The sequence below is a fragment of the Corynebacterium sp. LaCa117 genome (assembly GCF_046717765.1).
GTDB lineage: Bacteria > Actinomycetota > Actinomycetes > Mycobacteriales > Mycobacteriaceae > Corynebacterium > Corynebacterium kefirresidentii.
The window spans coordinates 1765480-1787829 of the sequence record NZ_CP177102.1; the positions used below are offsets into that span (position 1 = coordinate 1765480).

Annotated in this window: 20 protein-coding genes and 1 tRNA gene; 10 read left to right on the top strand and 11 right to left on the bottom strand. The window is 57.2% G+C overall.

Features of this window, described 5'->3' with window-relative positions:
* Positions 1–84 precede the first annotated feature (84 nt).
* Positions 85–1428: an IS256 family transposase gene (locus ACLI1L_RS08645; protein ID WP_302258674.1), complete on the bottom strand. Its 1344-nt coding sequence runs from the start codon at positions 1426–1428 to the stop codon at positions 85–87.
* Between the two features lie 93 nt (positions 1429–1521).
* On the opposite strand from ACLI1L_RS08645, the gene ACLI1L_RS08650 reads away from it, so the two are divergent.
* Positions 1522–2733, top strand: coding sequence for an IS1249 family transposase (locus ACLI1L_RS08650; RefSeq protein WP_411707357.1), 1212 nt, complete (start codon positions 1522–1524; stop codon positions 2731–2733).
* A gap of 135 nt (positions 2734–2868) precedes the next feature.
* Here ACLI1L_RS08650 and ACLI1L_RS08655 read toward each other — a convergent pair.
* From ACLI1L_RS08655 to ACLI1L_RS08670, 4 genes are all read right to left on the bottom strand, one after another.
* Positions 2869–2942, bottom strand: a tRNA-Leu gene (locus tag ACLI1L_RS08655).
* Positions 2943–2981: 39 nt separating this feature from the next.
* Complete coding sequence (locus ACLI1L_RS08660) at positions 2982–3947, bottom strand: Ppx/GppA phosphatase family protein (RefSeq protein WP_023021903.1); 966 nt, start codon at positions 3945–3947, stop codon at positions 2982–2984.
* Between the two features lie 10 nt (positions 3948–3957).
* Positions 3958–4506, bottom strand: coding sequence for a DUF501 domain-containing protein (locus ACLI1L_RS08665; protein ID WP_023021904.1), 549 nt, complete (start codon positions 4504–4506; stop codon positions 3958–3960).
* Positions 4507–4514: 8 nt separating this feature from the next.
* Positions 4515–4952 (bottom strand): septum formation initiator family protein, encoded by a 438-nt coding sequence (locus ACLI1L_RS08670; protein ID WP_239208010.1) that lies wholly within the window; start codon positions 4950–4952, stop codon positions 4515–4517.
* Positions 4953–5173: 221 nt separating this feature from the next.
* Here ACLI1L_RS08670 and ACLI1L_RS08675 point away from each other — a divergent pair, with 221 nt between their 5' ends.
* The 3 genes from ACLI1L_RS08675 to ACLI1L_RS08685 all read left to right on the top strand — a co-directional run bounded on the left by ACLI1L_RS08675 (position 5174) and on the right by ACLI1L_RS08685 (position 7618).
* Positions 5174–5701, top strand: a complete 528-nt coding sequence (locus ACLI1L_RS08675) for a hypothetical protein (protein ID WP_023021906.1) — start codon at positions 5174–5176, stop codon at positions 5699–5701.
* A gap of 37 nt (positions 5702–5738) precedes the next feature.
* A complete protein-coding gene (locus ACLI1L_RS08680; protein ID WP_411707358.1) occupies positions 5739–6323 on the top strand; it encodes a hypothetical protein in 585 nt (194 codons plus the stop codon).
* Between the two features lie 119 nt (positions 6324–6442).
* Complete coding sequence (locus tag ACLI1L_RS08685) at positions 6443–7618, top strand: HNH endonuclease signature motif containing protein (protein ID WP_086588137.1); 1176 nt, start codon at positions 6443–6445, stop codon at positions 7616–7618.
* Here ACLI1L_RS08685 and eno read toward each other — a convergent pair.
* The 3 genes from eno to ACLI1L_RS08700 form a co-directional block, all read right to left on the bottom strand.
* Positions 7608–8885: a phosphopyruvate hydratase gene (gene eno, locus ACLI1L_RS08690; protein WP_239205311.1), complete on the bottom strand. Its 1278-nt coding sequence runs from the start codon at positions 8883–8885 to the stop codon at positions 7608–7610. The genes ACLI1L_RS08685 and eno overlap by 11 nt on opposite strands.
* Positions 8886–8975: 90 nt before the next feature.
* Positions 8976–9737, bottom strand: a complete 762-nt coding sequence (locus ACLI1L_RS08695; RefSeq protein WP_049361510.1) for a lytic transglycosylase domain-containing protein — start codon at positions 9735–9737, stop codon at positions 8976–8978.
* An 11-nt stretch (positions 9738–9748) separates the two neighbouring features.
* Entirely contained in the window at positions 9749–10336 is a 588-nt protein-coding gene (locus tag ACLI1L_RS08700; RefSeq protein ID WP_411707359.1) for a MazG nucleotide pyrophosphohydrolase domain-containing protein, read from the bottom strand.
* A 57-nt stretch (positions 10337–10393) separates the two neighbouring features.
* On the opposite strand from ACLI1L_RS08700, the gene ACLI1L_RS08705 reads away from it, so the two are divergent.
* Positions 10394–11869, top strand: coding sequence for an amino acid permease (locus ACLI1L_RS08705; RefSeq protein ID WP_411707360.1), 1476 nt, complete (start codon positions 10394–10396; stop codon positions 11867–11869).
* Here ACLI1L_RS08705 and mfd read toward each other — a convergent pair whose 3' ends face one another.
* From mfd to ACLI1L_RS08720, 3 genes are all read right to left on the bottom strand, one after another.
* On the bottom strand, positions 11870–15511 hold the full coding sequence (mfd, locus tag ACLI1L_RS08710) for a transcription-repair coupling factor (RefSeq protein WP_411707361.1): 3642 nt from the start codon (positions 15509–15511) through the stop codon (positions 11870–11872). It lies immediately after the preceding gene.
* Positions 15512–16117, bottom strand: a complete 606-nt coding sequence (locus tag ACLI1L_RS08715) for a TetR family transcriptional regulator (RefSeq protein WP_411707362.1) — start codon at positions 16115–16117, stop codon at positions 15512–15514.
* Positions 16118–16277: 160 nt separating this feature from the next.
* Positions 16278–16994 (bottom strand): trimeric intracellular cation channel family protein, encoded by a 717-nt coding sequence (locus tag ACLI1L_RS08720; RefSeq protein WP_411707363.1) that lies wholly within the window; start codon positions 16992–16994, stop codon positions 16278–16280.
* Positions 16995–17116: 122 nt separating this feature from the next.
* Here ACLI1L_RS08720 and ACLI1L_RS08725 point away from each other — a divergent pair, with 122 nt between their 5' ends.
* The 5 genes from ACLI1L_RS08725 to pth all read left to right on the top strand — a co-directional run bounded on the left by ACLI1L_RS08725 (position 17117) and on the right by pth (position 22345).
* Complete coding sequence (locus tag ACLI1L_RS08725; RefSeq protein ID WP_411707364.1) at positions 17117–18313, top strand: MFS transporter; 1197 nt, start codon at positions 17117–17119, stop codon at positions 18311–18313.
* A 68-nt stretch (positions 18314–18381) separates the two neighbouring features.
* Positions 18382–19827, top strand: coding sequence for a bifunctional UDP-N-acetylglucosamine diphosphorylase/glucosamine-1-phosphate N-acetyltransferase GlmU (gene glmU, locus ACLI1L_RS08730; RefSeq protein WP_411707365.1), 1446 nt, complete (start codon positions 18382–18384; stop codon positions 19825–19827).
* 15 nt (positions 19828–19842) lie between these two features.
* Positions 19843–20817: a ribose-phosphate diphosphokinase gene (locus ACLI1L_RS08735; protein ID WP_005323655.1), complete on the top strand. Its 975-nt coding sequence runs from the start codon at positions 19843–19845 to the stop codon at positions 20815–20817.
* A 254-nt stretch (positions 20818–21071) separates the two neighbouring features.
* Positions 21072–21722 carry a 50S ribosomal protein L25/general stress protein Ctc gene (locus ACLI1L_RS08740; RefSeq protein ID WP_086588145.1) on the top strand — a complete coding sequence of 217 codons (651 nt, stop codon included), beginning with the start codon at positions 21072–21074 and terminating at the stop codon, positions 21720–21722.
* A gap of 92 nt (positions 21723–21814) precedes the next feature.
* On the top strand, positions 21815–22345 hold the full coding sequence (gene pth / locus ACLI1L_RS08745; RefSeq protein ID WP_411708368.1) for an aminoacyl-tRNA hydrolase: 531 nt from the start codon (positions 21815–21817) through the stop codon (positions 22343–22345).
* Positions 22346–22350: the final 5 nt, after the last annotated feature.

Here is a 22350-nt window from a genome sequence, read left to right on the forward strand (position 1 = left end):
CTGATCGGTGAAATTAACACCAGGCAGTCCTAGGTCTGTGGTAAGAAAGCGAGCGTGTCAAGTTGTTTGTGTGTGGGGCTAGGTTTATAGGTATTTGTCGAAGCGGTCGGGGTAGGCCACGGCCATCTGGTTAATGGCTTGTTTCCAGCCGGAAACTCGGGCTCCTTCCATGAGTCTGCCGGCTGTCGCTGAGACTCGTTTGCCTTGCTTTGCCCTCTTTGCCGCTCGTTTATCTTCAATGTTGCAGATCATCAACCACAGCGTCTTGAGCGCTGATTCATCGTTGGTGAACTGCACCCTGTTGCGGGTAGCTTTACGCAGTTCATTGTTGAATGATTCAATCGAATTCGTCGTATAGATAACCTTTCTGGCCGCTGGTGGGAACTGTAGAAACGGTACGAAACGCGCCCATGCATCTCGCCAGACCTTGACTGAGCGTGGATACTTTTCTCCCAATTCAGAGGCTTCAAATTCGTCTAAAGCAACCTTAGCTGTGGGTTCGTCCGCGGCGGTGTAAATCTTTTTCAACGCGGCCGATACGCCCCGGCGATCCCCGTAGGCTACCCACCGGTTAGCTGCACGAATCAGGTGCACGATACAGGTTTGCACCATAGAGTTCGGCCAGGTTGCCTCGACTGCTTCAGGCAGGCCTTTAAGCCCGTCACAGCAGACGATAAAGACGTCTTTGACCCCACGGTTAGAAAGATTGGCGCATACCTGCGCCCAAAATGAAGCGCCTTCTTCTTTGGCAATCCACAATCCCAAAATGTGCTTGATACCGTCAAGATCCACACCGATAGCCATGTACGCGGACTTGTTGACCACTCGGCCACCGTCGCGGACTTTAATGCGCAACGCATCCAGGAAAATGACCGGGTAGAACTCATCTAGCTGGCGGTTTTGCCAGACCATGACCTCATCGAGGACGGCATCGGTGACTGCGGAAATCGTCTCATGGGAAACATCAACACGCATCGCAGTTGCCATATGGTGCTGGATATCCCTAATTGTCATCCCACCGGCGTACAAGCTGACGATCATGTCATCGACATCAGTCAATCTCCTCGCGCCTTTAGGGACCATAGTCGGCAAGAATGTTCCCGCCCGATCCCTCGGGACATCAACGGTAACTGGCCCGTAGTTAGAATCCACGGTCTTTGGATACGACCCGTTGCGGTGATTGTCTGTCCCAGCAGCAGCTTTAGCGCTCCTGTCGCCAGACTCGTAGCCCAAATGCGCATCCATCTCAGCGTTGAGTCCCCTGGTAATCGAGGCCTGCAACATGCCGCGAACCAGGTCGTTGGCATCCGTTGTGGATGTGCCTAGGTCATCAATCAGCTTCGCGATTTCAGGGTTAGCAAGCAGCTTCTTTTCAATCGCATCAATCTTGGCCTTATCAGCCGGATCTCGTCGTGCCACAGTAGTCATTCTGGTCCATCTCCTCATGCAGGTTGGGAACCCACACACAAACCATCAGACACTCTCAAGAAAGCTGCTACTGATGCGGTAAAGCCAGTTTCTATGGCTAATAGGAACCGGCCGTCGTGTGACATGTGCGGCCACGGACTGGTTAAGAACGGCAAGACAGCTGCAGGAACCCAACGCTGGCTGTGCCCGCAGTGCCAAGCATCGTCGATTAATACTCGCGCGCACACCAGCGAGATTCGGCACTTTAACATCTTTATCGACTGGATCCTGTCCGGCGAATCCGCAGACCATCTCACCACACGTCTCGGGGTAACACGGCGCACTTTAACCCGGTGGTTCACACTGCTGTGGTTTATCACCGTGCCAACAGCAACAGATCCGCATCGCGTGTATGACCAAGTCTTTATCGACGGCACCTACTTTCACAAGAAATGCCTGCTTGTAGCCTGCACCCAAACACACGTCATCGCCTGGCATTGGTGCTTGCGCGAAAGCTCGTATGAGTACCTGAAACTGCTCGACAAAATCGCGCAACCACTCGTTGTCACCACCGACGGGGCAGGTGGAGCCTTAAAAGCACTACGGGCTAAATGGCCCGATGTGACCATTCAGCGGTGTCTTGTTCACGTCCAGCGCAACACCTTCGCCGACATCAGTCGCAATCCGATTCATCCAGCACATAAAGCAATCCGGAAACTGGGCTACATGCTCGTTACGGTACACAGTCCCGACGATGCTGCACGGTTTACCACTGCAGTCCACCACACTCGCATCACCTTTGCTGATTGGCTTAAAGAGCGAACCTATCGCAGCACCATACCGCCAGGCCAAGTACCCAAATGGGTCAGCCCTAACCAGAAATGGTGGTACACCCACCGCAACGCCCGCAGGGCCCTCAAACGGTTAGAAAAACTCATCCACGCAAAACAACTATTTGTCTTTCTTACCCCGCCTGATGGTGTCACCCAAGACTTAAAAGCCACCACGAACCTGCTGGAAGGCGGCATCAACAAACAACTTAAAGACTTAGCAGGCAATCATCGTGGCATGTTCGATGAGCATCAGCGCATCACCATGGACTGGTGGCTTTTCACCCACACCGAAGACCCTGTACCGCCACTGGATATAGCCAAGCAACAAGACTTCGGACGCCAAGGAGAAAAAGCCGCACGCGCAGCCTGGGCGAAAGAAGAACTTAAACGACACGGCCACCCAGACGGGCGACCAGCCACATACGACACCCACATCGACAGCGAATGGAACCCCAGCTTAGGCATAAGAAAAGGCTGGGCCGGACGCGCCTAAATCCACACGAAATGTCCCTTAACGCGACACGCCGCAAATCCACACGAAATGTCCCTTAAGCCATAAAGGCTGTGGAGACTTACCAAAACAAAATCTCGAGACACCATAGGAACGATGTCTCGAGACTTCACACGGTGCCCCCAGTGGGACTCGAACCCACACTGAATCGATTTTAAGTCGACTGCCTCTGCCGATTGGGCTATGGGGGCAAGGCAAGAAATATTTTAGGCTACCTTGCCCCGCAAGAGTTAACGAGGGGTACCCTCTGCAGCAAGACCTGCAATAATGCCGTCGAGAATGTCCTTTTCACTAATAAAGAAACTACGCGCAGCGCAATTTCGCTCGATGAGTTGCATGATACCTTCCACGGCTACTGCCCCACCGCCGATGACATCGGCACGGCCGGGGTGAATGACGGGGTTGAGGGCGCGGACGTCGGAAGGCAGGGCAATAAGCTGCTGCAAGAGCACGCGCAGGGCACCGAAACGGAGCTCAGAGCCGTGAATGGCATCGGCATCGTAACGCTCGAGGCCTTGCGCCAGTGCGGACAGTGTGGTGAAAGTGCCCGCACAGCCGACGATGGTACGAGCCTTAGAAATAGGTACTATGTCCTCGACCTCGGCTGTTCGCTCACCGACGTACTCCGAAGCGATCTCGATCTCCGATTCGGTAGGTGGATCGGTGCGCATGATGCGCTCGGTCAGCCTGACGCACCCCATGCGCGCCGAATGAGTACCCAAGATTTCGCCATCCGCCGTTCCTACAACGAACTCAGTCGAGCCGCCGCCCAGATCAATCACGCAAAATGGACCGCGGTCTGGCTCTAAATCGGCCACAGCGCCATTAAAGGACAACAGGGCCTCTTCCTCGCCCGAAACAACTTCTGCCTGAGCACCTGGCTGGATTTGGCCGAGCAGCTCAGCGGTCATATCGAAGAATTCCTGCTGATTCTTGGCATCGCGAGTAGCAGAGGTAGCGACCATCCGCACCCGGGAGACCTTTTCAAACTTCATTTGGCGAACATAGCCCTCCAGGGCCACGCGTGCACGGTCAAGAGCCGCAGGGGCGATTTCACCTGTGGCATCCACGCCCTCTCCCAGACGGATGATTTCCATCGTACGAGTAATATCGCGGACCTTTCCATCATCTTGAACTTCAGAGATAAGCAGACGAATTGAATTAGTTCCGCAATCAATCGCAGCAACGCGAGTCATAGCATTCCTCCTATTCCGCGTTCGAAAAATCGAACTGCGCTAGGTCAATTCCCAAATCTTCTACCGTGGGCCAATCCTGGGGGATGGCACTTCCTCGAAGCTTGCCATGGTCGGCGGCCATAGCCACCGCTTCAGTTCCCAACCGGAAATGCTGCGGCCCCTCAGCCAGGGCGTAGGCAATGAGCACGTGCAGGCACTTCACGCGATCCGGCATACCTCCACCGGAGAAATCGGTGCCGAGATCTTCGATGTCATTGCGCTTGGACAAAAAGTATTCATGTGCACGCTGGTAATCAGCAGCCAAGTCCTCATCCTCACGCAGTCGGGATTCCATCCACTTCATGACGTGGGCAACTTCCAAGCGCGAAGCTTCGGCCGTAAGCCGTGGGTCGGTGAGGTAATAGAGGGTGGGGAATGGAGTGCCGTCGGCAAGCTTAGGCGCTGTCTTAATCACCGCAGGCTGGCCATCTGGTGTGCGATAAGAAATCTCCAGTACTCCGCGCGGAGTGCGGCCCAATTGCTCAGTTACTACAGCGATGTCTGCATCAGTGACGGTCATGCGGACAATTATCGCACATCCGCTTTCTCTTCCGGTGCCGGCTCAATCGGAAGATGATTTACCTGCTCGGATGGCGCTTCTTCTTTAGGGGGTTCAGCCACGGAATCCCACAAGACCTCATACCAGTCGCGGGAATCTTCTTCCTTCTGACCGTCTGTGGTGAGCTGGTCTTCCGGCTTAATCTGCGGGTCAATGATGCGATAGGCAGTTTCGCCCTCATCAACAACCCCGAATCGGCGCCGCGCCTCCTGCTTGATGTACTCATCGGATTTATATTTATCAATCTTTTCCAGCAAAGCAGCTTTTTCATCTTGCTTGGCAGCGATTGACTCATTCAAGCGGGCAATTTCGGACCGGCCATGATAGTAATTGCGCAGGGGAACAGCGATAACCAGCAATACAACCAGCACGATAGCCACGATCACGCCCACTCCGGCAATACTCATCCGGTCTGGTTTTTGCTTCTGCTTTAGTTGTGCGCGTTGAGCTTTACGGACATCTGCAGCACGCGAGGCTACCGGAACCCTAGTGCGGCTCCGGTTTCGCTGCATCTTTCTTTCGCGTGCCATAGGTTTCCAATCCTAGCGTCGTCACTCCTGTAACAGAGACTTGGCACGCGCATTTTGGGTACACTAAAAGAAATTCTCCCTCCCAGTAAGGAATTTTTATGTCTCTCAAGCGCCTCTTACCTGTCCTTACCGCAAGCCTATTCCTCGCCAGCTGCAGCCCCTCCGCCCAAGATGGTGAGTATCCCGTCTACGGCGACGATTACGATCTAAGCACCCAAGACGGCATGGCCGACTACCTCAAGGAATATAAGACCCTGCCAGATGATTACATCGACCACGATGCTAAAGAGCTAGACGGGAACGATAAGCCGGAGAGCTTTGAAGCCAACGCGGCGTCCGTCAAAAAGGCCGGCGAAGTTACCTGTAAGAATGACGAACTGCTGCAAATCGCAAAGGACTTTTTCCAAGGCGATACGGACAAGCTAGGTAAAGCTGTAACGTCAGCAGGCGGACCCGATGAAAAATATGGTGACGTTTTTGAGGCCCTCGACATCCCCGATGACGCACCTGATAATGACAAGTATATGGCCGCAGCGATGACCCCGCTGGGTGCTGTTATGTCCTGTGGCGATGAGTTCAGCGATGAAGAACTGGAAAAGGTCGCGGCGTCCATGCACACGAGCTAAAGGCTCGAATCATATTCCCCTCACTTAAGGAATAGTCATGCCCCTCAAGCGCCTTCTTCTACTAGTAGCCGTCGGCACTCTACTGAGCGCCTGCAGCATTTCCGACCAAGAGGAAGAATCTACCGCCCAGACTAAATCCTCCACGCCCAACAGCACTACCAGCAGCGAGGTTCCCACCACCACAAGCAGAAGCTACGATCTCAATACCAAGAGCGGCTTCATCTACCACATCAAAGAGCATGGGACGATTCCGGACTACTATTTGAATGTGTTCGCCTCCGGAGCTTCCGAGGCCGAAGAAGGCCCCACCAGCTACGAGGTCAATGCCACGACCCTGAAGAAGGCGGGTACTGTTGCTTGCAACAATGATCAGATCCTGGACGACGCCAAGTATTTGCTAAACCATGGCGAAGGCGCACTTGCGGAGCTCGCCGCCAAGCCCGAAGAGTTTGACCAGAAATACGCCCCCGTCTACGAAGCGCTTGATATATCAGCCGATGCCCCTCCTGAAGACAGGCTATTCAGCCTATACATGGCCAGTGTTGGCTCTCTGGCAACATGCGGTGATAAATACACCGATAAAGAACTCGAAGCAGTCGCTGACGCCATCTTCAGCCTCTAGCTCTCCCCTGGAATTTCGCACAAACTTTCGCTTTTGACCTTGCGGGGATCGAATAAGTGTTTTAGACTAAGGGACGTAAATTCGATTGGGTGTGCGATTTTTTTCAGGGGGACCATTTCGTGACAGCTACCGACACACCGTCAAAGAAGGCCTATTTTTCCACCAATAACCTCGACGACACTGTCTGCGTCCTGGCCTTGCTCCAGCGCATTCAATCTTGGCAATTGTACCAATCTGTGCTTCCACGATTAGAGGACGATGTCGAATGCACCACCGCCGCTCTATCTAAGCGTGTGGGTCTGAGCTACTGGCGAGTTCTATCCGCGCTCCGCTCCCACCTACGCATGCAGGAATTGCCATTGACCACAGCGGTGCAAACCGAGCATTGGATCCTTGACCTCCCGCGGCTGCACGTAATTGATGCCGAACTTGCCCCGCTTGGCGACGACGCAGAAAGCATCCAACTAGTCGATGCCGCCCTCGCGGACTTCCTCACTCCAAAGGAACCTGCTCAGCATGTCCCCACGGAATCCGAAATCCGGAGGTTCTTGCGTGACTATATCGATGGCATCCTCAAGCCGGATATTGAGAAGGAAATCGAGCATTCCGTTTCCATCTCCTATTCCAAAGGCCAAGCCACCATCACATTAAAAACGGATAAAGCCACCGCCAGCGCTATATCCCGCCATATCGACAAAGCAGCGCGAAAGAAAAACATCACCAAACCAGAGGCTTTGGAGGCGTTAATCTTTAACCGAACCCAGACAAAAGTAGTAATTAATACTTATGCATCTGGCGATGATGCATCTCGGGTGTATATCCCTTCGGCGGGGTGGTGCGTACTTACGGAGCAATTAAATAGTTACTCCATGACTCGTGAGCTGTGCCCGCAAGAAACTTCTTCTTACGTTCCCACCGAACAAATCAGAACATGGGTCCACGGTCGCGATGCCACATGTCGATGGCCGGGGTGCTCAATGCCAGCGCATTATTGCCAGCTCGATCATCGAGTGGAGTATGCCGACGGCGGACCGACGAGCGTCGATAATTTGGTAACGCTGTGTCAGCACCACCACAACGTGAAGACCGATGGAAGAGCGCAGTACATCATGGATCCGATCACCGGGGACGTCGTCTGGCTCTTTTCGGACGGCACCTTCGAGATTGATCGCGCCCAAGGACCTTTGGCACCGCGCACCGTGAACTGGAAGCAAACTTGGCAACAATATCTGGACATGCGAAAGCGCCCCCGCAGTAATACGAGGGCGCTACACAAGGAGGCGATTAAGCCTTAAAGCGTGGGAATGCGGAGCGGCCAGCGTAGACTGCGCCGTCGCCCAGCTCCTGCTCGATGCGCAGCAGCTGGTTGTACTTAGCTACGCGCTCGGAGCGGGCTGGAGCACCGGTCTTGATCTGACCACAATTCAGTGCGACAGCCAGATCAGCGATGGTGGTGTCCTCGGTTTCACCGGAGCGGTGGGACATCATGGTGCGGTAACCATTGCGGTGAGCCAGCTCGACAGCATCGAAGGTCTCGGTCAGGGTACCGATCTGGTTTACCTTCACCAGCAGTGCGTTGGCAGCCTTCTTCTCAATACCTTCCTGCAGACGGGCAGGGTTGGTAACGAAGAAGTCATCGCCAACAATCTGTACCTTTTCGCCAATGGCGGTGGTAAGGGCGGTGTAGCCGTCCCAATCGTCTTCCTGCAGCGGATCCTCGATGGAGACAATCGGGTACTCATCGATGAGTTCCTCATAAACCTTGGACATTTCTTCAGCGGTATGCTCGCCGCCTTCGAAGTGGTACTTACCGTCCTTGAAGAACTCGGAGGAAGCAACATCGAGCGCGAGGGCTACGTCCTTGCCCGGCTCGTAGCCAGCCTTCTTAATGGCGTCAACGATGACGTCCAGAGCAGCCTTGGTGGAATCAACGGAAGGAGCGAAGCCGCCCTCGTCTCCCAGACCAGTAGATAGGCCCTTGTCCTTCAGCACTGCCTTCAGTGCGTGGTAGACCTCGGCACCCATGCGCAGAGCTTCAGCGAAGGACTCAGCACCAATCGGGGCGATCATGAATTCCTGGACGTCAACGCCGGAGTCAGCGTGTGCGCCACCGTTGAGGATATTCATCATCGGCACTGGCAGTACGTGAGCATTGGGGCCACCGATGTAACGGTATAGCGGCAATGCAGCGGACTCTGCCGCGGCCTTGGCTACGGCGATGGAAACGCCCAAGATAGCGTTAGCGCCCAGCTCCGACTTGTTATCGGTACCGTCCAGCCTAATCAATGCTTGGTCAATGAGGCGCTGATCGTCAGCTTCGAAGCCAGCAATCTCATCGGAAATCTTCTCATTGATATTCTCAACAGCCTTCAAAACACCCTTGCCCAGGTAGCGCTCGCCGCCGTCGCGCAGCTCGTGGGCCTCGTGCACGCCGGTAGAGGCACCGGAAGGAACGCCTGCTACGCCACGGGCGCCATCGTCAAGGAATACCTCTGCCTCAACGGTTGGGTTGCCACGGGAATCGAGAATCTCGCGGGCGAAAGTGTGGATGATATCAGCCATGCTGTTCTTCACTCCTCATCAAAATGTTCGCTCTGGACCAGCCGGCCCAGCCACGTTCTCAATTGTTGCAGAAAACGTAGCCGTGTGACACTACTTGGCACTTTGTGGAACTGAGTAAGCATTGGCGGCGTGCGCAACCTTATGCAAATAGTCGCTGGACTGATTGTAATTTAGGATTGCTTCTTTCCACTGATCTGGGTTAGAGAGATCTCTGTCACCGAAGCACAAAAGTCCGGCCGCCCCAACAGCGGCGTCATCGATTTGGTTGGGATCAGCCTTCCCATCACCATTGGCATCAGCGCCCACCGCTTCCCACGTGGTGGGGATAAATTGCATTGGGCCTACGGCGCGATCGTATTCGGAGTCTCCATCGATTTCGCCGTTATCGGTGTCTGGGGTGTGGGCCGTGTTGTTCAGGCCATCGAGGGCGATGCCGTTGATGGGGGGTTGGGGGTAGCCGGCGTCGTCAAGCTTGGAGTGCTTAAACCAATTGCCGTTATAGGTACCGTGGCGTGTTTCTACATAGCCCAAGCCGGCAAGGGTATTCCAACGCAGGTGGCAATTGGGCCACTTTTGCTGAGCAATGAGCTCAGCATTGCCATAGGCGCGCAGGGCGGCCGGCGGGATGCCAGTGCGATCAGCTAAGTCAGAGGCCCAGTAGGTGAGTTTATCTGCGGTGCGTCCGGGCGCATTGACGTCAATGTGCGCGACTTCTTTGCCTTCAACGGGCGGGATGTTTTCAGGTACGGGCTGCTGAGAGGTACCGTGCCCAGTCAATAGCCATGCTACTAGCGCGATGATCACGACTACGGCTACCCCGCAGCCCCCGAATATCTGCAGCAGCCTCTTCATGGGAAGCTATCCTACATCTCCTTGCCGGCGCGCCACAGCCGCTCTTGCGTGTCAACATCGACTATCTCAGTCGTGCCATCAAATAGGTACGGGGCGCGGGCGCGCATTTTGGTGACGAAGCTCTGGGCGACGTCGTCAAGCGAAAAGGCAGAGATTTCCGCATGGAAAAGGACCTGCAGGAAGATATCGCCCAGTTCCTTGAGAATCTCGCTTTCCGGCTCACGATTGCGCACGGCCGCGGCGAATTCGGCGGATTCTTCCTCAAGGTAGGGCAAAAGGGAGGCATGGGTTTGTTCACGCTCCCATTCACCAATGCGCCGCGCAGTGGCCATAGTCTGGCGCGCCTGCATGACTGGATCCGCGAGGGATTCGGCCCGAATGACCGACTCCCCAGTAGCTATGCGAGCACGCGTTTCAGGATCGCATTCGTCGGTGCTGACCAAGGTTCCAATGGCATCCTCCCCTACGAGGAGATCGGAAAAATTCCACCGCACGGAAACCGGAACTTCACCGGTGAAGTAAACGGGGCCACGTAGCTTCCCGTGTGCTTGCATAGGGATCATGGTGGGCCAGCGTTCATCGAGCAACAGCACAGTCATGTGCACAAAGTCTAGCCCGAGTTCCCATTATGGGGCTATTCAAGGTATTTTAGGCCAATGACCTCCAGCCAGAATAAATCCCACTCCGTGACGTTGTGGACCCTCGTCGCGCTCATTATCGGTTCCACCGTTGGCGCGGGTATTTTCTCGCTGCCGCAAAACATTGCCTCCGTTGCCGGCCCTGGCGCGATGCTCATTGGCTGGCTGGTAGCGGGCGTCGGCATGCTCTCTGTGGCTTTTGTGTTCCAGATTTTGGCCCGCCGCAAGCCGCACCTCGATTCTGGCGTCTATTCCTATGTGCGCGCCGGCCTTGGCGATTTTATTGGTTTTACCTCAGGCTGGGGTTACTGGCTGGGCTCCGTTATGGCGCAGGTAGGGTATGCCACCCTCTTTTTCAATACGCTGGGCCATTACCTGCCGCTTTTCGACGCCGACCATTACTGGTCCTCCGCCATCGCCGTCTCCCTCTTGTCGTGGGGAATTTTCGCGGTACTCGCCCGCGGCATCAAGCAGGCCGCCTTCATGAACCTCATCACCACGATTGCCAAGATCGTTCCCATCCTGGCTTTCGTGGTACTCATCGCTTTCCTCGGGTTCAGCTGGGATAAATTCACCGTGGATTTCTGGGGGCGCGCCTCTGAGGCCAGCGTCTTCGAGCAAGTCCAAGGAATCATGCTCTTTACCGTGTGGGTCTTCATTGGCGTGGAGGGAGCATCCGTGTATTCCAAGCAAGCCTCCAAGCGCACCGATGTCGGCCGCGCGACCGTAATCGGCTTCTTTTCCGTGTTGGCGCTATTAGTCTCCGTGTCCACCTTGAGCTTTGGCGTCATGAGCAAGGAAGAATTGGCCGCGCTGCCAGATAATTCCATGGCGTCCGTGCTGACCGAAGTCACCGGCCCCTGGGGCGGCGCCCTCATCTCCATCGGACTGTGCTTGTCCGTTCTGGGCGCCTACGTGTCCTGGCAAATGTTGTGCGCCGAGCCCATCGTCATGATGGCCATCGACGGCCTCATTCCCCGGCGCATCGGCACCATCAACGTAGCCGGTGCGCCGTGGGTAGCGCAGCTGATTTCCACGATGTCTATCCAGCTATTCATCATCGTCTTCTATCTCAACGAGGCGTCTTATAACGCCATGGTGCAGCTAGCAACCATCATGTATCTGCTGCCGTATATCTTTTCTTCCCTGTACCTATTGCTTCTGACGTTGCGTGGCAAGGGGCTGTCTCACCCGCAGGCGGGTATCAAGTTCGATCTTTCCGGACCAGAGGTAAGCCGCAAGGAAAATCGCAAGCATTTGGCAATTTCCTTGCTCGCGTTCATCTATTCCCTGTGGCTGATTTACGCGGCTGACCCCGTCTACGTCCTGCTCGGCGCGCTGGCCGTAGTACCCGGCCTTATCCCCTATGTCGGTACCCGTTTGTGGAAGAAGGAACGCATCTTCAACACGTTCGAGTGGTGCGTAGTGGCCATTGTCTTGGCCGGTGCCGCCGCCGCCATTTGGGGCTTGAGCACCGGCTGGCTCACGCTCTAGCTACTCCCCTACGCTCACCACGTTCGAGGAGCTGGGCTGGGCGCCGCTGACGTTGATAGAGGTGACGTCGAAAAGCGCGCTCAAGAAATCCGCCGCCCATTGAATGAGCTCGGTATCGCGCAGCTTCGGCGAGGTAACATTGCGCCCCGCCTTCGGGAATGGCACATTGATGGCCTTCGCCGCCGCGCGGAAGCTGGATCCTGGATACAAGCGTTTGAGGCGCACCTGCTTGGAATCCGGCAGCTCCACTGGGTGGAACTTGATGCGGGTGCCCTGCACGGTAATGTCTGCCACGCCGGCGCGGCGCGCCTGGTGGCGCAGGCGGGCAACGGAGAGCAGGCGCAGCACCTCTTGCGGCAGCGGGCCGAAGCGATCTTCCATTTCCTCGATGACGGCCTTGAGATCACCATTATCCTGCGAGGCCGCAAGCTTGCGGTAGACCTCCAGGCGCAGGCGCTCAGAATCGATATAAGCCTCCGGGATATGCGCGTCCACGGGGAGATCGATACGGATTTCTTTCGGTCCCTCATCCGTCACGGTAGGAGCTTCGCCGCGAGCGAGAGATTTGAAGGTTTCTACCGCCTCGCCAACGAGGCGCACGTAGAGATCGAAGCCCACACCGGCAATGTGGCCGGACTGTTGGGCACCGAGCACGTTACCGGCACCACGCATCTCCAAATCCTTCATGGCTACGGCCATGCCTGCGCCAAGGTCGTTGTTCTGGGCGATGGTGGCTAGGCGGTCATATGAGGTTTCCGTAAGCGTAGCGCCCTTCGGATACAGGAAGTAGGCATAGCCGCGCTCACGGGAACGACCCACGCGCCCACGCAACTGGTGTAGCTGGGACAGGCCCATATGATGGGCGTTTTCCACAATGAGGGTATTGGCGTTGGCGATATCCAGGCCGGTTTCCACGATGGTGGTGCACACCAGAACGTCATATTCGCGGTCCCAGAAGCCCTGAACGGTCTGCTCCAGCACTTCCTCGTTCATCTGGCCGTGCGCGACGACGACGCGAGCCTCAGGTACCAAGTCACGCAGCTCGCGGGCCTTCTTTTCAATATCAGAGACCTTATTGTGAATGAAGAAGGTTTGACCATCGCGCAGCAGCTCACGGCGGATGGCCGCGGCGACCTGCTTGTCTTCATAGGCACCGACGTAGGTCAGCACGGGGTGGCGGTCTTCCGGCGGGGTAAGGATGGTAGACATCTCGCGAATGCCCGCCATGGACATCTCCAAGGTGCGCGGAATAGGTGTAGCGGACATGGTGAGCACGTCCACGCTGGCTTTAAGAGCCTTGATATGTTCCTTGTGCTCCACACCAAAGCGCTGCTCCTCGTCTACGACGATGAGACCAAGGTTCTTCCAGTGCACACCGGTCTGCAGGAGGCGATGCGTGCCAACGACGATATCGACGCTGCCATCGGCCAAGCCCTTAAAGATGTCTTTGGCTTCTTTCTTCGAGGTAAAGCGCGAGAGCACCTCGATCTTGACAGGGAAGCCGGTCATGCGCTCGCTGAAGGTATCAAAGTGCTGCTGCGCCAACAGCGTGGTAGGCACCAAAACGGCCACCTGCATGCCATCTTGTACGGCCTTGAAAGCAGCACGGATGGCCACCTCGGTCTTGCCATAGCCCACATCGCCGACGACGACGCGGTCCATCGGCACCGTAGATTCCATGTCTTGTTTGACGGCGTCGATTGCAAGCATCTGGTCTTCGGTTTCGACGAAGGGAAAATTGTCCTCCATCTCCGCCTGCCACGGATTGTCAGGGGCGAATTGGTGGCCGGGTGCTGCTTGTCGCTTGGCATAAAGCTCAACGAGCTCGCCAGCGATTTCGCGTACCGCGGCGCGCGCCTTCTTCTTGGTGTTCTTCCAGTCGGAGCCGCCCATCTTAGACAGGTGGGGCGATTCGCCGCCGGTGTACTTGCTCAGCAAATCCAAAGAGTCCATGGGGACCCAGAGCTGGTCGGCGGGCTGACCGCGTTTCGAGGGTGCGTATTCGAGCACGATATATTCGCGGCGGCTGGTCTCATCGCCGGACTGGATGGTGCGTTCGGCCATCTTTAAGAATTTGCCAATGCCGTGGGTTTCGTGCACCACAAAATCGCCCTGCTTCAAGGCAAGCGGATCGACCTTATTGCGGCGCTTGGCGGGGCGCCGCTTCGCTTCGGCGATATCGCCTACGCGGTTGCCGGTCAGATCGGTCTCGGTGACAACGACCAGTGGGAGGGCCTCGGCGTCCTTGGGCTTTTTCACCTTGGGAAATACCAGGCCGGCGTGGCTTAGTGCTTGGTAGAGGGTAACTTCCCCCGCGCTAGGTTCCCAGCCAGGGGTAGCAACCTTGGTACGGATACCCTTTTCCGCAAATCGCTCCACCATGCGTTTGATAGCGCCCTGCGCCGGAGCGATGAAGGCCGCGCGGCCGCCGGCATTGGTATGCGCGAGCAGTTGGGCCATCATGGCGTCGATCTCTTCAATATTGCCGCGCGGGGTGGGCCCTGGCTCGAATTCGAGTGGGAGGGTCTCCTCTTCCGGTGCAGCGAGCATTCCCGGTGGGGAGAAAGTCCACAAAGGCAGGCCGGACTCGCTAATGGAGACCTCGAGCGATTCATAGGAGCGGTAGCTCGAGGCCTCGGTATCTAGTCCTTCGGTGGCCAACGGGCCATCAGCCCCCATGGCCGCGGCTTCCCAGCCAGCCGCGAGGAACTCAGCATCGGTTTTTTCCAGGTCCGCGACGCGGCGACGAATCTTTTCCGGGCCGACCATCACCACGTGAGTGGTGGGGCGGAGGAATTCGGGGAGGGTGATCATGGGGGCGTCGGAAAGCACGGGCAAAAGCGCCTCCATGCCTTCGGCCGGAATGTGCTCGCTCACCTTGGTCAAAAGCTCCACCAAGGCGGGATTACCGGGGTGCTTGACGGCAAGCTCGGCCGCACGCTGAGCAATAGCATCCGTAATAGGAAGCTCGCGGGCAGGGAAAATATCTACGCGGCCGACCTCGATTTCCGGGATGGTGCGCTGGTCAGCTACGGAGAATTGGCGGATATCGGTAATCTCATCACCCCAAAACTCCACGCGGACCGGATAATCCAGCGTGGTAGGGAAAATATCGATGATGCCGCCGCGCGTAGCGTACTCGCCACGCTTAGCCACCATGTCTACGTGCTTATAGGCGCGGAACTCGAGCTCGCGGACTACCGCATCAAAGTCATATTCATGATCTTCTTCGAGGTGGACGGGAGCGCGGCCCTCCACCTCCTGCAGGATGGGCTGAGACAGGCCGCGGGCAGCGGTGACGACGACCTGCAGGCTATCGAGGTTGTGCAGAACTTCCGCCCTGCGGCCGATGATGTCTACGCCGGGGCTCAGGCGCTCGTGCGGCAGAGTCTCCCATGCGGGGAACATGGCCACCTTCTCCCCCAGCATCGCCGTAAGCTCCGCGGTGAGGTCCTCGGCCTCGCGGCTCGTAGCGGTTACCACGAGCACTGGGGCATGATGAGCCAAGGTGCCTAAGGCCCACGGCCGGGACTGATCCAAGCCTGTGATGTGGAGGTCTTCGCCCACATGAGAAATCATGCCCTTGAGCTTGGGATCCGAGGCCGCTACCTTGAGCAGGCCGGCCAGCATTGGGGTAGCCATCTATTTGCCTCCTAGCTTGGGCTTTACTTCCATACCGGACAAACCATTCCAACATAGATTGACAATGTGCGTGGCGACGACTTCCTTGTCCGGGTTGCGCTCATCCAACCACCATTGCGCGGTGGTCGATACCATCCCCACCAGCGCTTGGCCGTAAATATCCGCCAAATCCGGGTCGATGCCACGGTGCTCGAATGCTTCTCGCAGAATATAGGAAACCTGGCCTACCGCGGAATTCAACAGCGTGGAGAAACTGCGTTCATCGCCCGGCTTGGCATCGCGCACCAGGATGAGAAAGCCATCAGTTTCTTCCTCGACATAGGTCAAGATGGCCATGACGGCCTGCTCGATGCGCTCGCGCCAGCTTCCGGTCTCCAAGGAGTCAGTAATGGCCTTTTCCAGTGCTAGCATCTCGCGATCAACGACCACCGCGTAGAGGCCTTCCTTGCCCCCAAAGTGCTCATAGACAACGGGCTTGGACACCCCAGCGCGAGCCGCGATCTCTTCGACGCTGGCCCCTTCAAACCCTAGTTCCGCAAATGCGGTGCGTCCGATGGAAATGAGTTGTTCGCGCCGTTCTCGGCCGGTCATCCTTTGTCGAGCCATACCTTCTACCCTATCCCTCGCCCCGCAATTTGTGATTTACCCGGGTGCGTCAGGTACGCTATGCCTACAGCGCTTTGCTGTGTTTCCCCATGGTGTAATCGGCAACACTACGGTTTTTGGTACCGTCATTCTAGGTTCGAGTCCTGGTGGGGAAGCTTTTTTAGTTTTTCTTCCGGCCCCGGCGAAAGCCTTTGAGCTCGGCTTTCTTCGCAATCGCCGCCACTTGCGCGGCCGTGTAGTTTACGGGTGCCACCCCAGCGCGAGGCAGAACCCAACCGCGCCAATAGGACAAGATGGCCATGCCGCTTCCGACGATGGGGGAAATGATCATGCCGAGGGCAAATTGCCCGTTGTGGGCGAAGGTCACCATAACGATGCCGGTCAGGATGGACGGCACGGCATAAAGAGGGCTGCCGCCGAAGATAGAGGGGATTTCCCCAGAAGCAACATCGCGAACCATTCCGCCGCCCACCGCGGTAAGCACGCCAAGGAAGACGCAGGGAATAAGTGGCATGCCGTGTGTGAGTGCCTTGACGCAACCGGTAGTGGACCACACACCGAGGATGATGGCATCGCCATGTTCGCGGAAAAGCTCCCATGCCTTGCCTTTAAGATCGATAAGAAACGCAATGAGTGCACCGCCGCAGGCAAGCCCTAGGTACCACGGGTCGGAGATCGCAGCCGCTGCTCCATCGCCGATGAGCATGTCACGGATCATGCCACCGGCTAGCCCAGAAAAGAGGGCGAGGAATACAAAGCCCACGATGTCGAATTCGCGGCGGCGGGCAATGGTGCCACCAATGATGCCGTTTAGCACCACGCCAAGGAGGTCAAAGGCTTGATAGAGGGAATTGATGAGGGGATCAACATCATGCATGATTCTTAGGCCTCCTGCCGCGCGGGTAGAATTTCGGCGTGACTGCGGCCGTGTTTTAGTCTCCGGCGTGTCAGCATGGCTTTTATTTAACCAACTCATTTCTCTGAAAGATCGAATTTCTCATGTCTCAATCCAATGCCCGATATTTCATCTGGTCCAATGGCCTGCAAAATTTGGGCGATCAGATTGTGGCGGCCAAGACGGTGCTGCCAGCGCTTTTTAGTGCAGCCGGCGTGCCTGCGTTCTTTACCGGTTTGCTCACCCCTATTCGCGAATCTGGTTCTATGCTGCCGCAGGCGGCGCTGACCCCGTGGGTGACTACGCATAGGGCCCGCAAGCGCCTGTGGATCATCGGTTCACTGGGTCAAGCACTGTCCGCCGCGGTCATCGCGCTAGCGGCATTTTTTATTCGCGGAACGGCACTGGGTGTAGTAACACTGCTGGCCTTGGCGGCCCTTTCCCTTTTCCGCGCACTGTGCTCGATTGCGGGCAAGGACGTACAGGCGCGCACGATTTCCAAGGGTGCGCGCGGCCGAGTAACCGGTAGCGCGGCAGCACTCGGAGGCGGTGCCACTTTGCTGACCGGCGTTATCCTTTACTTTTTGGGTGAGCTCAGTATCCCCATGATGGGCACGGTCCTCGGCGTTGGCGCGGCCACGTGGGCCATCGCCGCGTGGGTATTTTCGGGCGTGGATGAGCCGGTGCCAGAGGAAACCGAAGGGGGCATCGATAAGCAGTGGTGGAAAGATACCTGGCAGCTTTTTACTAGCGACGGACAATTTCGTAACTTCGTCATCGTCCGCGCGCTCTTGCTCGTTTCGGCGCTATCTACCTCCTTCATCGTGCTGCTCAGCAGCAACCTTTCCGGGCTGTACGGATTCGTGCTTGCCTCGGGCCTGTCCTCGTTGGTGGGCGGACGGATCTCCGGTGTGTATTCGGATAAATCCTCCAAAAACACCATGGCTGCGGGGGCGGCTGTGGCCTCCCTCGTGCTGGTGCTCTTGGTCGCCAGCTCACATTGGGCCCCAGATGGGGTCAATGCCTGGGTCATGCCCATTGGCTTTTTCGCCGTGAATCTGGCGCACACGGCCATTCGAGTGGCGCGAAAGACCTACGTGGTGGATATGGCCGGTGGCGATAAGCGTACCCAGTACGTAGGTGCGGCTAATACGATGATGGGCATCATCTTGCTCATCGTCGGTGGCATTTCCTCCGTGGTGGCGCTGGCCGGGCCAGAGGCGGCCCTGCTATTCCTCGCCCTCATCGGCTTTCTCGGGGTGTGGCGCGCCCGCAGCCTGAAAGAGGTTTCTCACACATAAATCGCACTCGGGCTATAGGATGTAGTCCGGATAAGAATCAGACTCGACCCCCAGGAGCTCAATAACCCGTGGTAGCAACAACCCCGTGTGCCGTAGTCGTCCTTGCGGCTGGTGCCGGCACCCGCATGAAATCCACCAAGCAAAAAACCTTGCACGAGATTGGCGGGCGCAGCTTGCTCGGCCACGCTCTGCATGCCGCGGCCGGGATTAATCCGGAACGCATTGTCACGGTGGTAGGCCACCAACGCGACCAGGTCTCCCCCGCTGTGGATGCCATCTCCCAGGAGCTGGACTGCGAGGTGCTGCAGGCAGTACAGGAAGAACAGCTGGGCACCGGCCACGCAGTGGCTTGCGGCTTGGAGCCGATTCCGGAGTTTGAGGGCACCATCATCGTCACTAATGGCGACGTACCGCTACTTACCCCAGAGACCATCGAGGGCCTGCGCGCTACCCACACCGAGCAGGGCAATGCGGTAACGGTGCTATCCATGCGCTTAGAGGATCCCACCGGCTACGGCCGTATCATCCGCGCTGAGGACGGCAGCGTGTCCGCCATCGTGGAGCAAAAAGATGCCACCGAAGAACAGCGCCAGGTCAACGAGGTCAATTCCGGCGTCTTCGCTTTTGACGGCCGCGTGCTTGCCGACGCCCTGCAGAAGCTCGACTCCAATAACGCCCAAGGCGAGCTATACATCACCGATGTGCTCGAGATCGCCCGCACCGCTGGACACGGCGTCGGCGCGCACGTGGCAGCGGATCCGGCCGAGCTCGCGGGCGTCAATGACCGCGTGCAGCTCGCCGCTGCCGGCCGCGAGCTCAACCGACGCATGGTGGAAAAGGCGATGCGCGGCGGAGCCACCATCGTAGATCCGGAGACCACCTGGATTGGGGTCAATGTCACCGTGGGCTCCGATGTCATCATTCACCCCGGCACCCAGCTGTGGGGAGCGACCAGCATCGCCGATAATGCCGAGATTGGCCCCGATACCACCCTGACCAATATGCAAGTGGGCGAGGGCGCTTCCGTCGTGCGCACCCATGGCAGCGATTCTGTCATCGGCACCAACGCTAAGGTCGGCCCGTTTACCTATATCCGCCCGAAGACCGTGGTGGGCGAGGACGGAAAGCTCGGCGGCTTCGTAGAGGCGAAAAATGCACAGATTGGGCGCGGCTCCAAGGTGCCGCACCTGACCTATATCGGCGACGCCACCGTGGGAGAGCACTCCAATATCGGCGCCTCTTCCGTCTTTGTGAATTATGACGGCGTGAACAAGCACCACACCACCATCGGCAGCCACGTGCGCACCGGTTCTGACACAATGTTTATCGCTCCGGTCAATGTCGGTGATGGCGCGTACTCCGGGGCGGGTACAGTAATTAAGGACGATGTTCCTGCGGGAGCACTCGCAGTCTCCGGTGGCAAACAGCGCAACATCGAGGGCTGGGTTCAAAAGAAGCGTCCGGGTACTCCCGCGGCTGAGGCCGCAGCCCGTGCGCAGGACAACGAAAAGTAAGGGGCATATTCTCCCATGACTGGCAAGGTAACTGGTAGCAGCAAGAACATGAAGCTCTTCTCTGGGCGTGCACACCCAGAGCTGGCGGAGGCTGTGGCTAAGGAGCTCAAGACCGATCTGGTTCCTACTACCGCCCGCGACTTCGCTAATGGCGAAATCTTCATCCGCTTTGAAGAGTCCGTACGCGGCGCAGATTGCTTTGTGATGCAGTCGCACACCCAGCCGCTCAATAAGTGGCTGGTGGAGCAGCTCATCATGATCGATGCCCTCAAGCGCGGCTCCGCGAAGCGCATCACCGCCATCCTGCCCTTCTACCCATATGCACGCCAGGATAAGAAGCACTTGGGCCGCGAGCCGATTTCCGCTCGCCTAGTGGCAGACCTACTGCAGGCAGCCGGCGCGGACCGCATCGTCTCCGTGGACCTGCACACCGATCAGATTCAGGGCTTCTTCGATGGCCCTGTCGATCACATGCACGCTCAGCCCATCCTGACTGATTACATCAAGTCCAAGTACGCCACCGATAACATCACCGTGGTCTCCCCGGATGCTGGCCGCGTAAAGGTTGCGGAAAAGTGGGCCCATGACTTGGGCGATGCCCCGCTAGCCTTCGTGCACAAGACCCGCTCCAATACCGAGGCTAATAAGACGGTGTCCAACCGCGTGGTCGGCGATGTTGAGGGCAAGGATTGCGTGCTTCTCGACGACATGATTGACACCGGCGGCACCATTGCTGGCGCCGTGCGCGTGTTGAAGGACGCCGGTGCCAAGAAGGTCATCATTGCCTGCACCCACGGCGTCTTTTCCGATCCCGCCCGCGAGCGTCTGTCTGAGTGCGGTGCGGAGGAAGTTATCACCACCGATACCCTGCCGCAGTCCACCGAGGGCTGGTCCAACCTCACGGTGCTGTCCATCGCACCGCTGCTGGCACAGACCATCCACGAGATCTTCGAGAATGGTTCTGTCACCACCTTGTTTGACCGCGCCTAAGCATGATCTACTATCACTAGCCGCCGAGAATTTACTTCGGCGGCTTTTGATTTGCTAACGGTACACGTGCTAATCTAACCCAGTCTCGGCGAGGGCGACCTCAGGATGAGGAAGCCGTTATCGACGCGATTGAAGTTAGAGCACGTTGCTTTTATATACGCCTGCGATGACTCGTCCAAGACGTCCATCGGCAGGCTTTCGTCGTTTTTATCGCGTTGGCCGCGCCGCACTACTTTGACTAAGGAGAATGAAGCATGGCACAGCGCCCAGTAATCAAGGCTGAAGCACGTACCGAGTTTGGCAAGGGTGTCGCACGCCGCCTGCGCCGCGACTGGAAGGTCCCAGGCGTCATCTACGGTGCCCACCAGGAGCCGGTTCACTTCGCAGTTCCGCTGCTGGACATCCAGTCCCTCGTCCGCAACAACGGTGTCAACGCCGTTTTGGAGCTGGAGATCGACGGCGAGCAGTACCTGACCATGGTTAAGCACGTTGACCAGAACGTCCTGACCTTCGACATCGACCACGTTGACCTGCTTGCCATTAAGCGTGGCGAGAAGGTTGAGGTTGAGGTTCCGGTTACCCTGACCGGCGAGCCAGCCCCAGGCACCATGCACATCCAGGATGCTGACGTACTGTTGGTTGAGGCAGACGTACTGAACATTCCGGAGGAGCTCGAGGTTTCCATCGAGGGTCTCGAGGAGGGCGCGGTTATCACCGCTGCCGATGTCACCATGCCGGAAGACACCACCCTGGTAGCAGAAGAAGACACCGTTATCGTCTCCATCTCCCTGCCTGAGGTTGATGAGGAGCTCGAGGAAGCAGCCGAGGCTGCTGAGGAAGGCGGCGCTGACGCTGGTGCCGAGTCCGCAGAGGAGAGCGAAGAGTCCTCTGACTCCGAGGAGTAATCCCCTCCCCTTCAAGCGCGTAGGCCGCCGTGAGAATCACTTCTCGCGGCGGCCTTGCCGTATTTCTTGGCGCCTATGAGACAATTGAGCGCGTGACTCCACTTCTCGTAGTAGGCCTTGGCAATCCCGGCCCCAAGTACGCAGGTACTCGGCACAATATCGGTTTCGATGTAGCTGACGAGCTGGCCGGCGAACTCATCAGCAGCTTTTCGGTGCACAAGAAGACCAATACCGAAGTTGCTGAGGGGATGGTCGGTGACCGTAAAATTATTTGTGCGAAGCCGCGATCCTTTATGAACCTTTCCGGTGGGCCGATCAAAGCCCTAGCACAATATTTTCATCTCTCCGCCGCCGATATCATCGTCGTCCACGATGAACTGGAACTCGATTTTGGCACCATTAAACTCCGCGACGGTGGCGGCGACCACGGCCATAATGGTTTGCGTTCCACCACCAAGTCCCTGAGAACAAAGGACTATCAACGCCTCTCTATAGGAATTGGGCGCCCACCGGGCCGCATGGATCCGGCATCGTTTGTGCTCAAGCCTTGGGCCAAGCAGGAACGGGCAGAAATCCCCATCATCTGCGCCAACGCGGTGGATGAGATCCTGCGCGTAATATAGTCGCC

Coding starts and splice junctions, on each gene's coding strand:
- ACLI1L_RS08645 (WP_302258674.1), bottom strand. CDS start 1,428: ATGACTACTGTGGCACGACGAGATCCGGCTGATAAGGCCAAGATTGAT.
- ACLI1L_RS08650 (WP_411707357.1), top strand. CDS start 1,522: ATGGCTAATAGGAACCGGCCGTCGTGTGACATGTGCGGCCACGGACTG.
- ACLI1L_RS08660 (WP_023021903.1), bottom strand. CDS start 3,947: ATGACTCGCGTTGCTGCGATTGATTGCGGAACTAATTCAATTCGTCTG.
- ACLI1L_RS08665 (WP_023021904.1), bottom strand. CDS start 4,506: ATGACCGTCACTGATGCAGACATCGCTGTAGTAACTGAGCAATTGGGC.
- ACLI1L_RS08670 (WP_239208010.1), bottom strand. CDS start 4,952: ATGAGTATTGCCGGAGTGGGCGTGATCGTGGCTATCGTGCTGGTTGTA.
- ACLI1L_RS08675 (WP_023021906.1), top strand. CDS start 5,174: ATGTCTCTCAAGCGCCTCTTACCTGTCCTTACCGCAAGCCTATTCCTC.
- ACLI1L_RS08680 (WP_411707358.1), top strand. CDS start 5,739: ATGCCCCTCAAGCGCCTTCTTCTACTAGTAGCCGTCGGCACTCTACTG.
- eno (WP_239205311.1), bottom strand. CDS start 8,885: ATGGCTGATATCATCCACACTTTCGCCCGCGAGATTCTCGATTCCCGT.
- ACLI1L_RS08695 (WP_049361510.1), bottom strand. CDS start 9,737: ATGAAGAGGCTGCTGCAGATATTCGGGGGCTGCGGGGTAGCCGTAGTC.
- ACLI1L_RS08700 (WP_411707359.1), bottom strand. CDS start 10,336: ATGACTGTGCTGTTGCTCGATGAACGCTGGCCCACCATGATCCCTATG.
- ACLI1L_RS08705 (WP_411707360.1), top strand. CDS start 10,394: ATGACCTCCAGCCAGAATAAATCCCACTCCGTGACGTTGTGGACCCTC.
- mfd (WP_411707361.1), bottom strand. CDS start 15,511: ATGGCTACCCCAATGCTGGCCGGCCTGCTCAAGGTAGCGGCCTCGGAT.
- ACLI1L_RS08715 (WP_411707362.1), bottom strand. CDS start 16,117: ATGGCTCGACAAAGGATGACCGGCCGAGAACGGCGCGAACAACTCATT.
- ACLI1L_RS08720 (WP_411707363.1), bottom strand. CDS start 16,994: ATGCATGATGTTGATCCCCTCATCAATTCCCTCTATCAAGCCTTTGAC.
- ACLI1L_RS08725 (WP_411707364.1), top strand. CDS start 17,117: ATGTCTCAATCCAATGCCCGATATTTCATCTGGTCCAATGGCCTGCAA.
- ACLI1L_RS08735 (WP_005323655.1), top strand. CDS start 19,843: ATGACTGGCAAGGTAACTGGTAGCAGCAAGAACATGAAGCTCTTCTCT.
- ACLI1L_RS08740 (WP_086588145.1), top strand. CDS start 21,072: ATGGCACAGCGCCCAGTAATCAAGGCTGAAGCACGTACCGAGTTTGGC.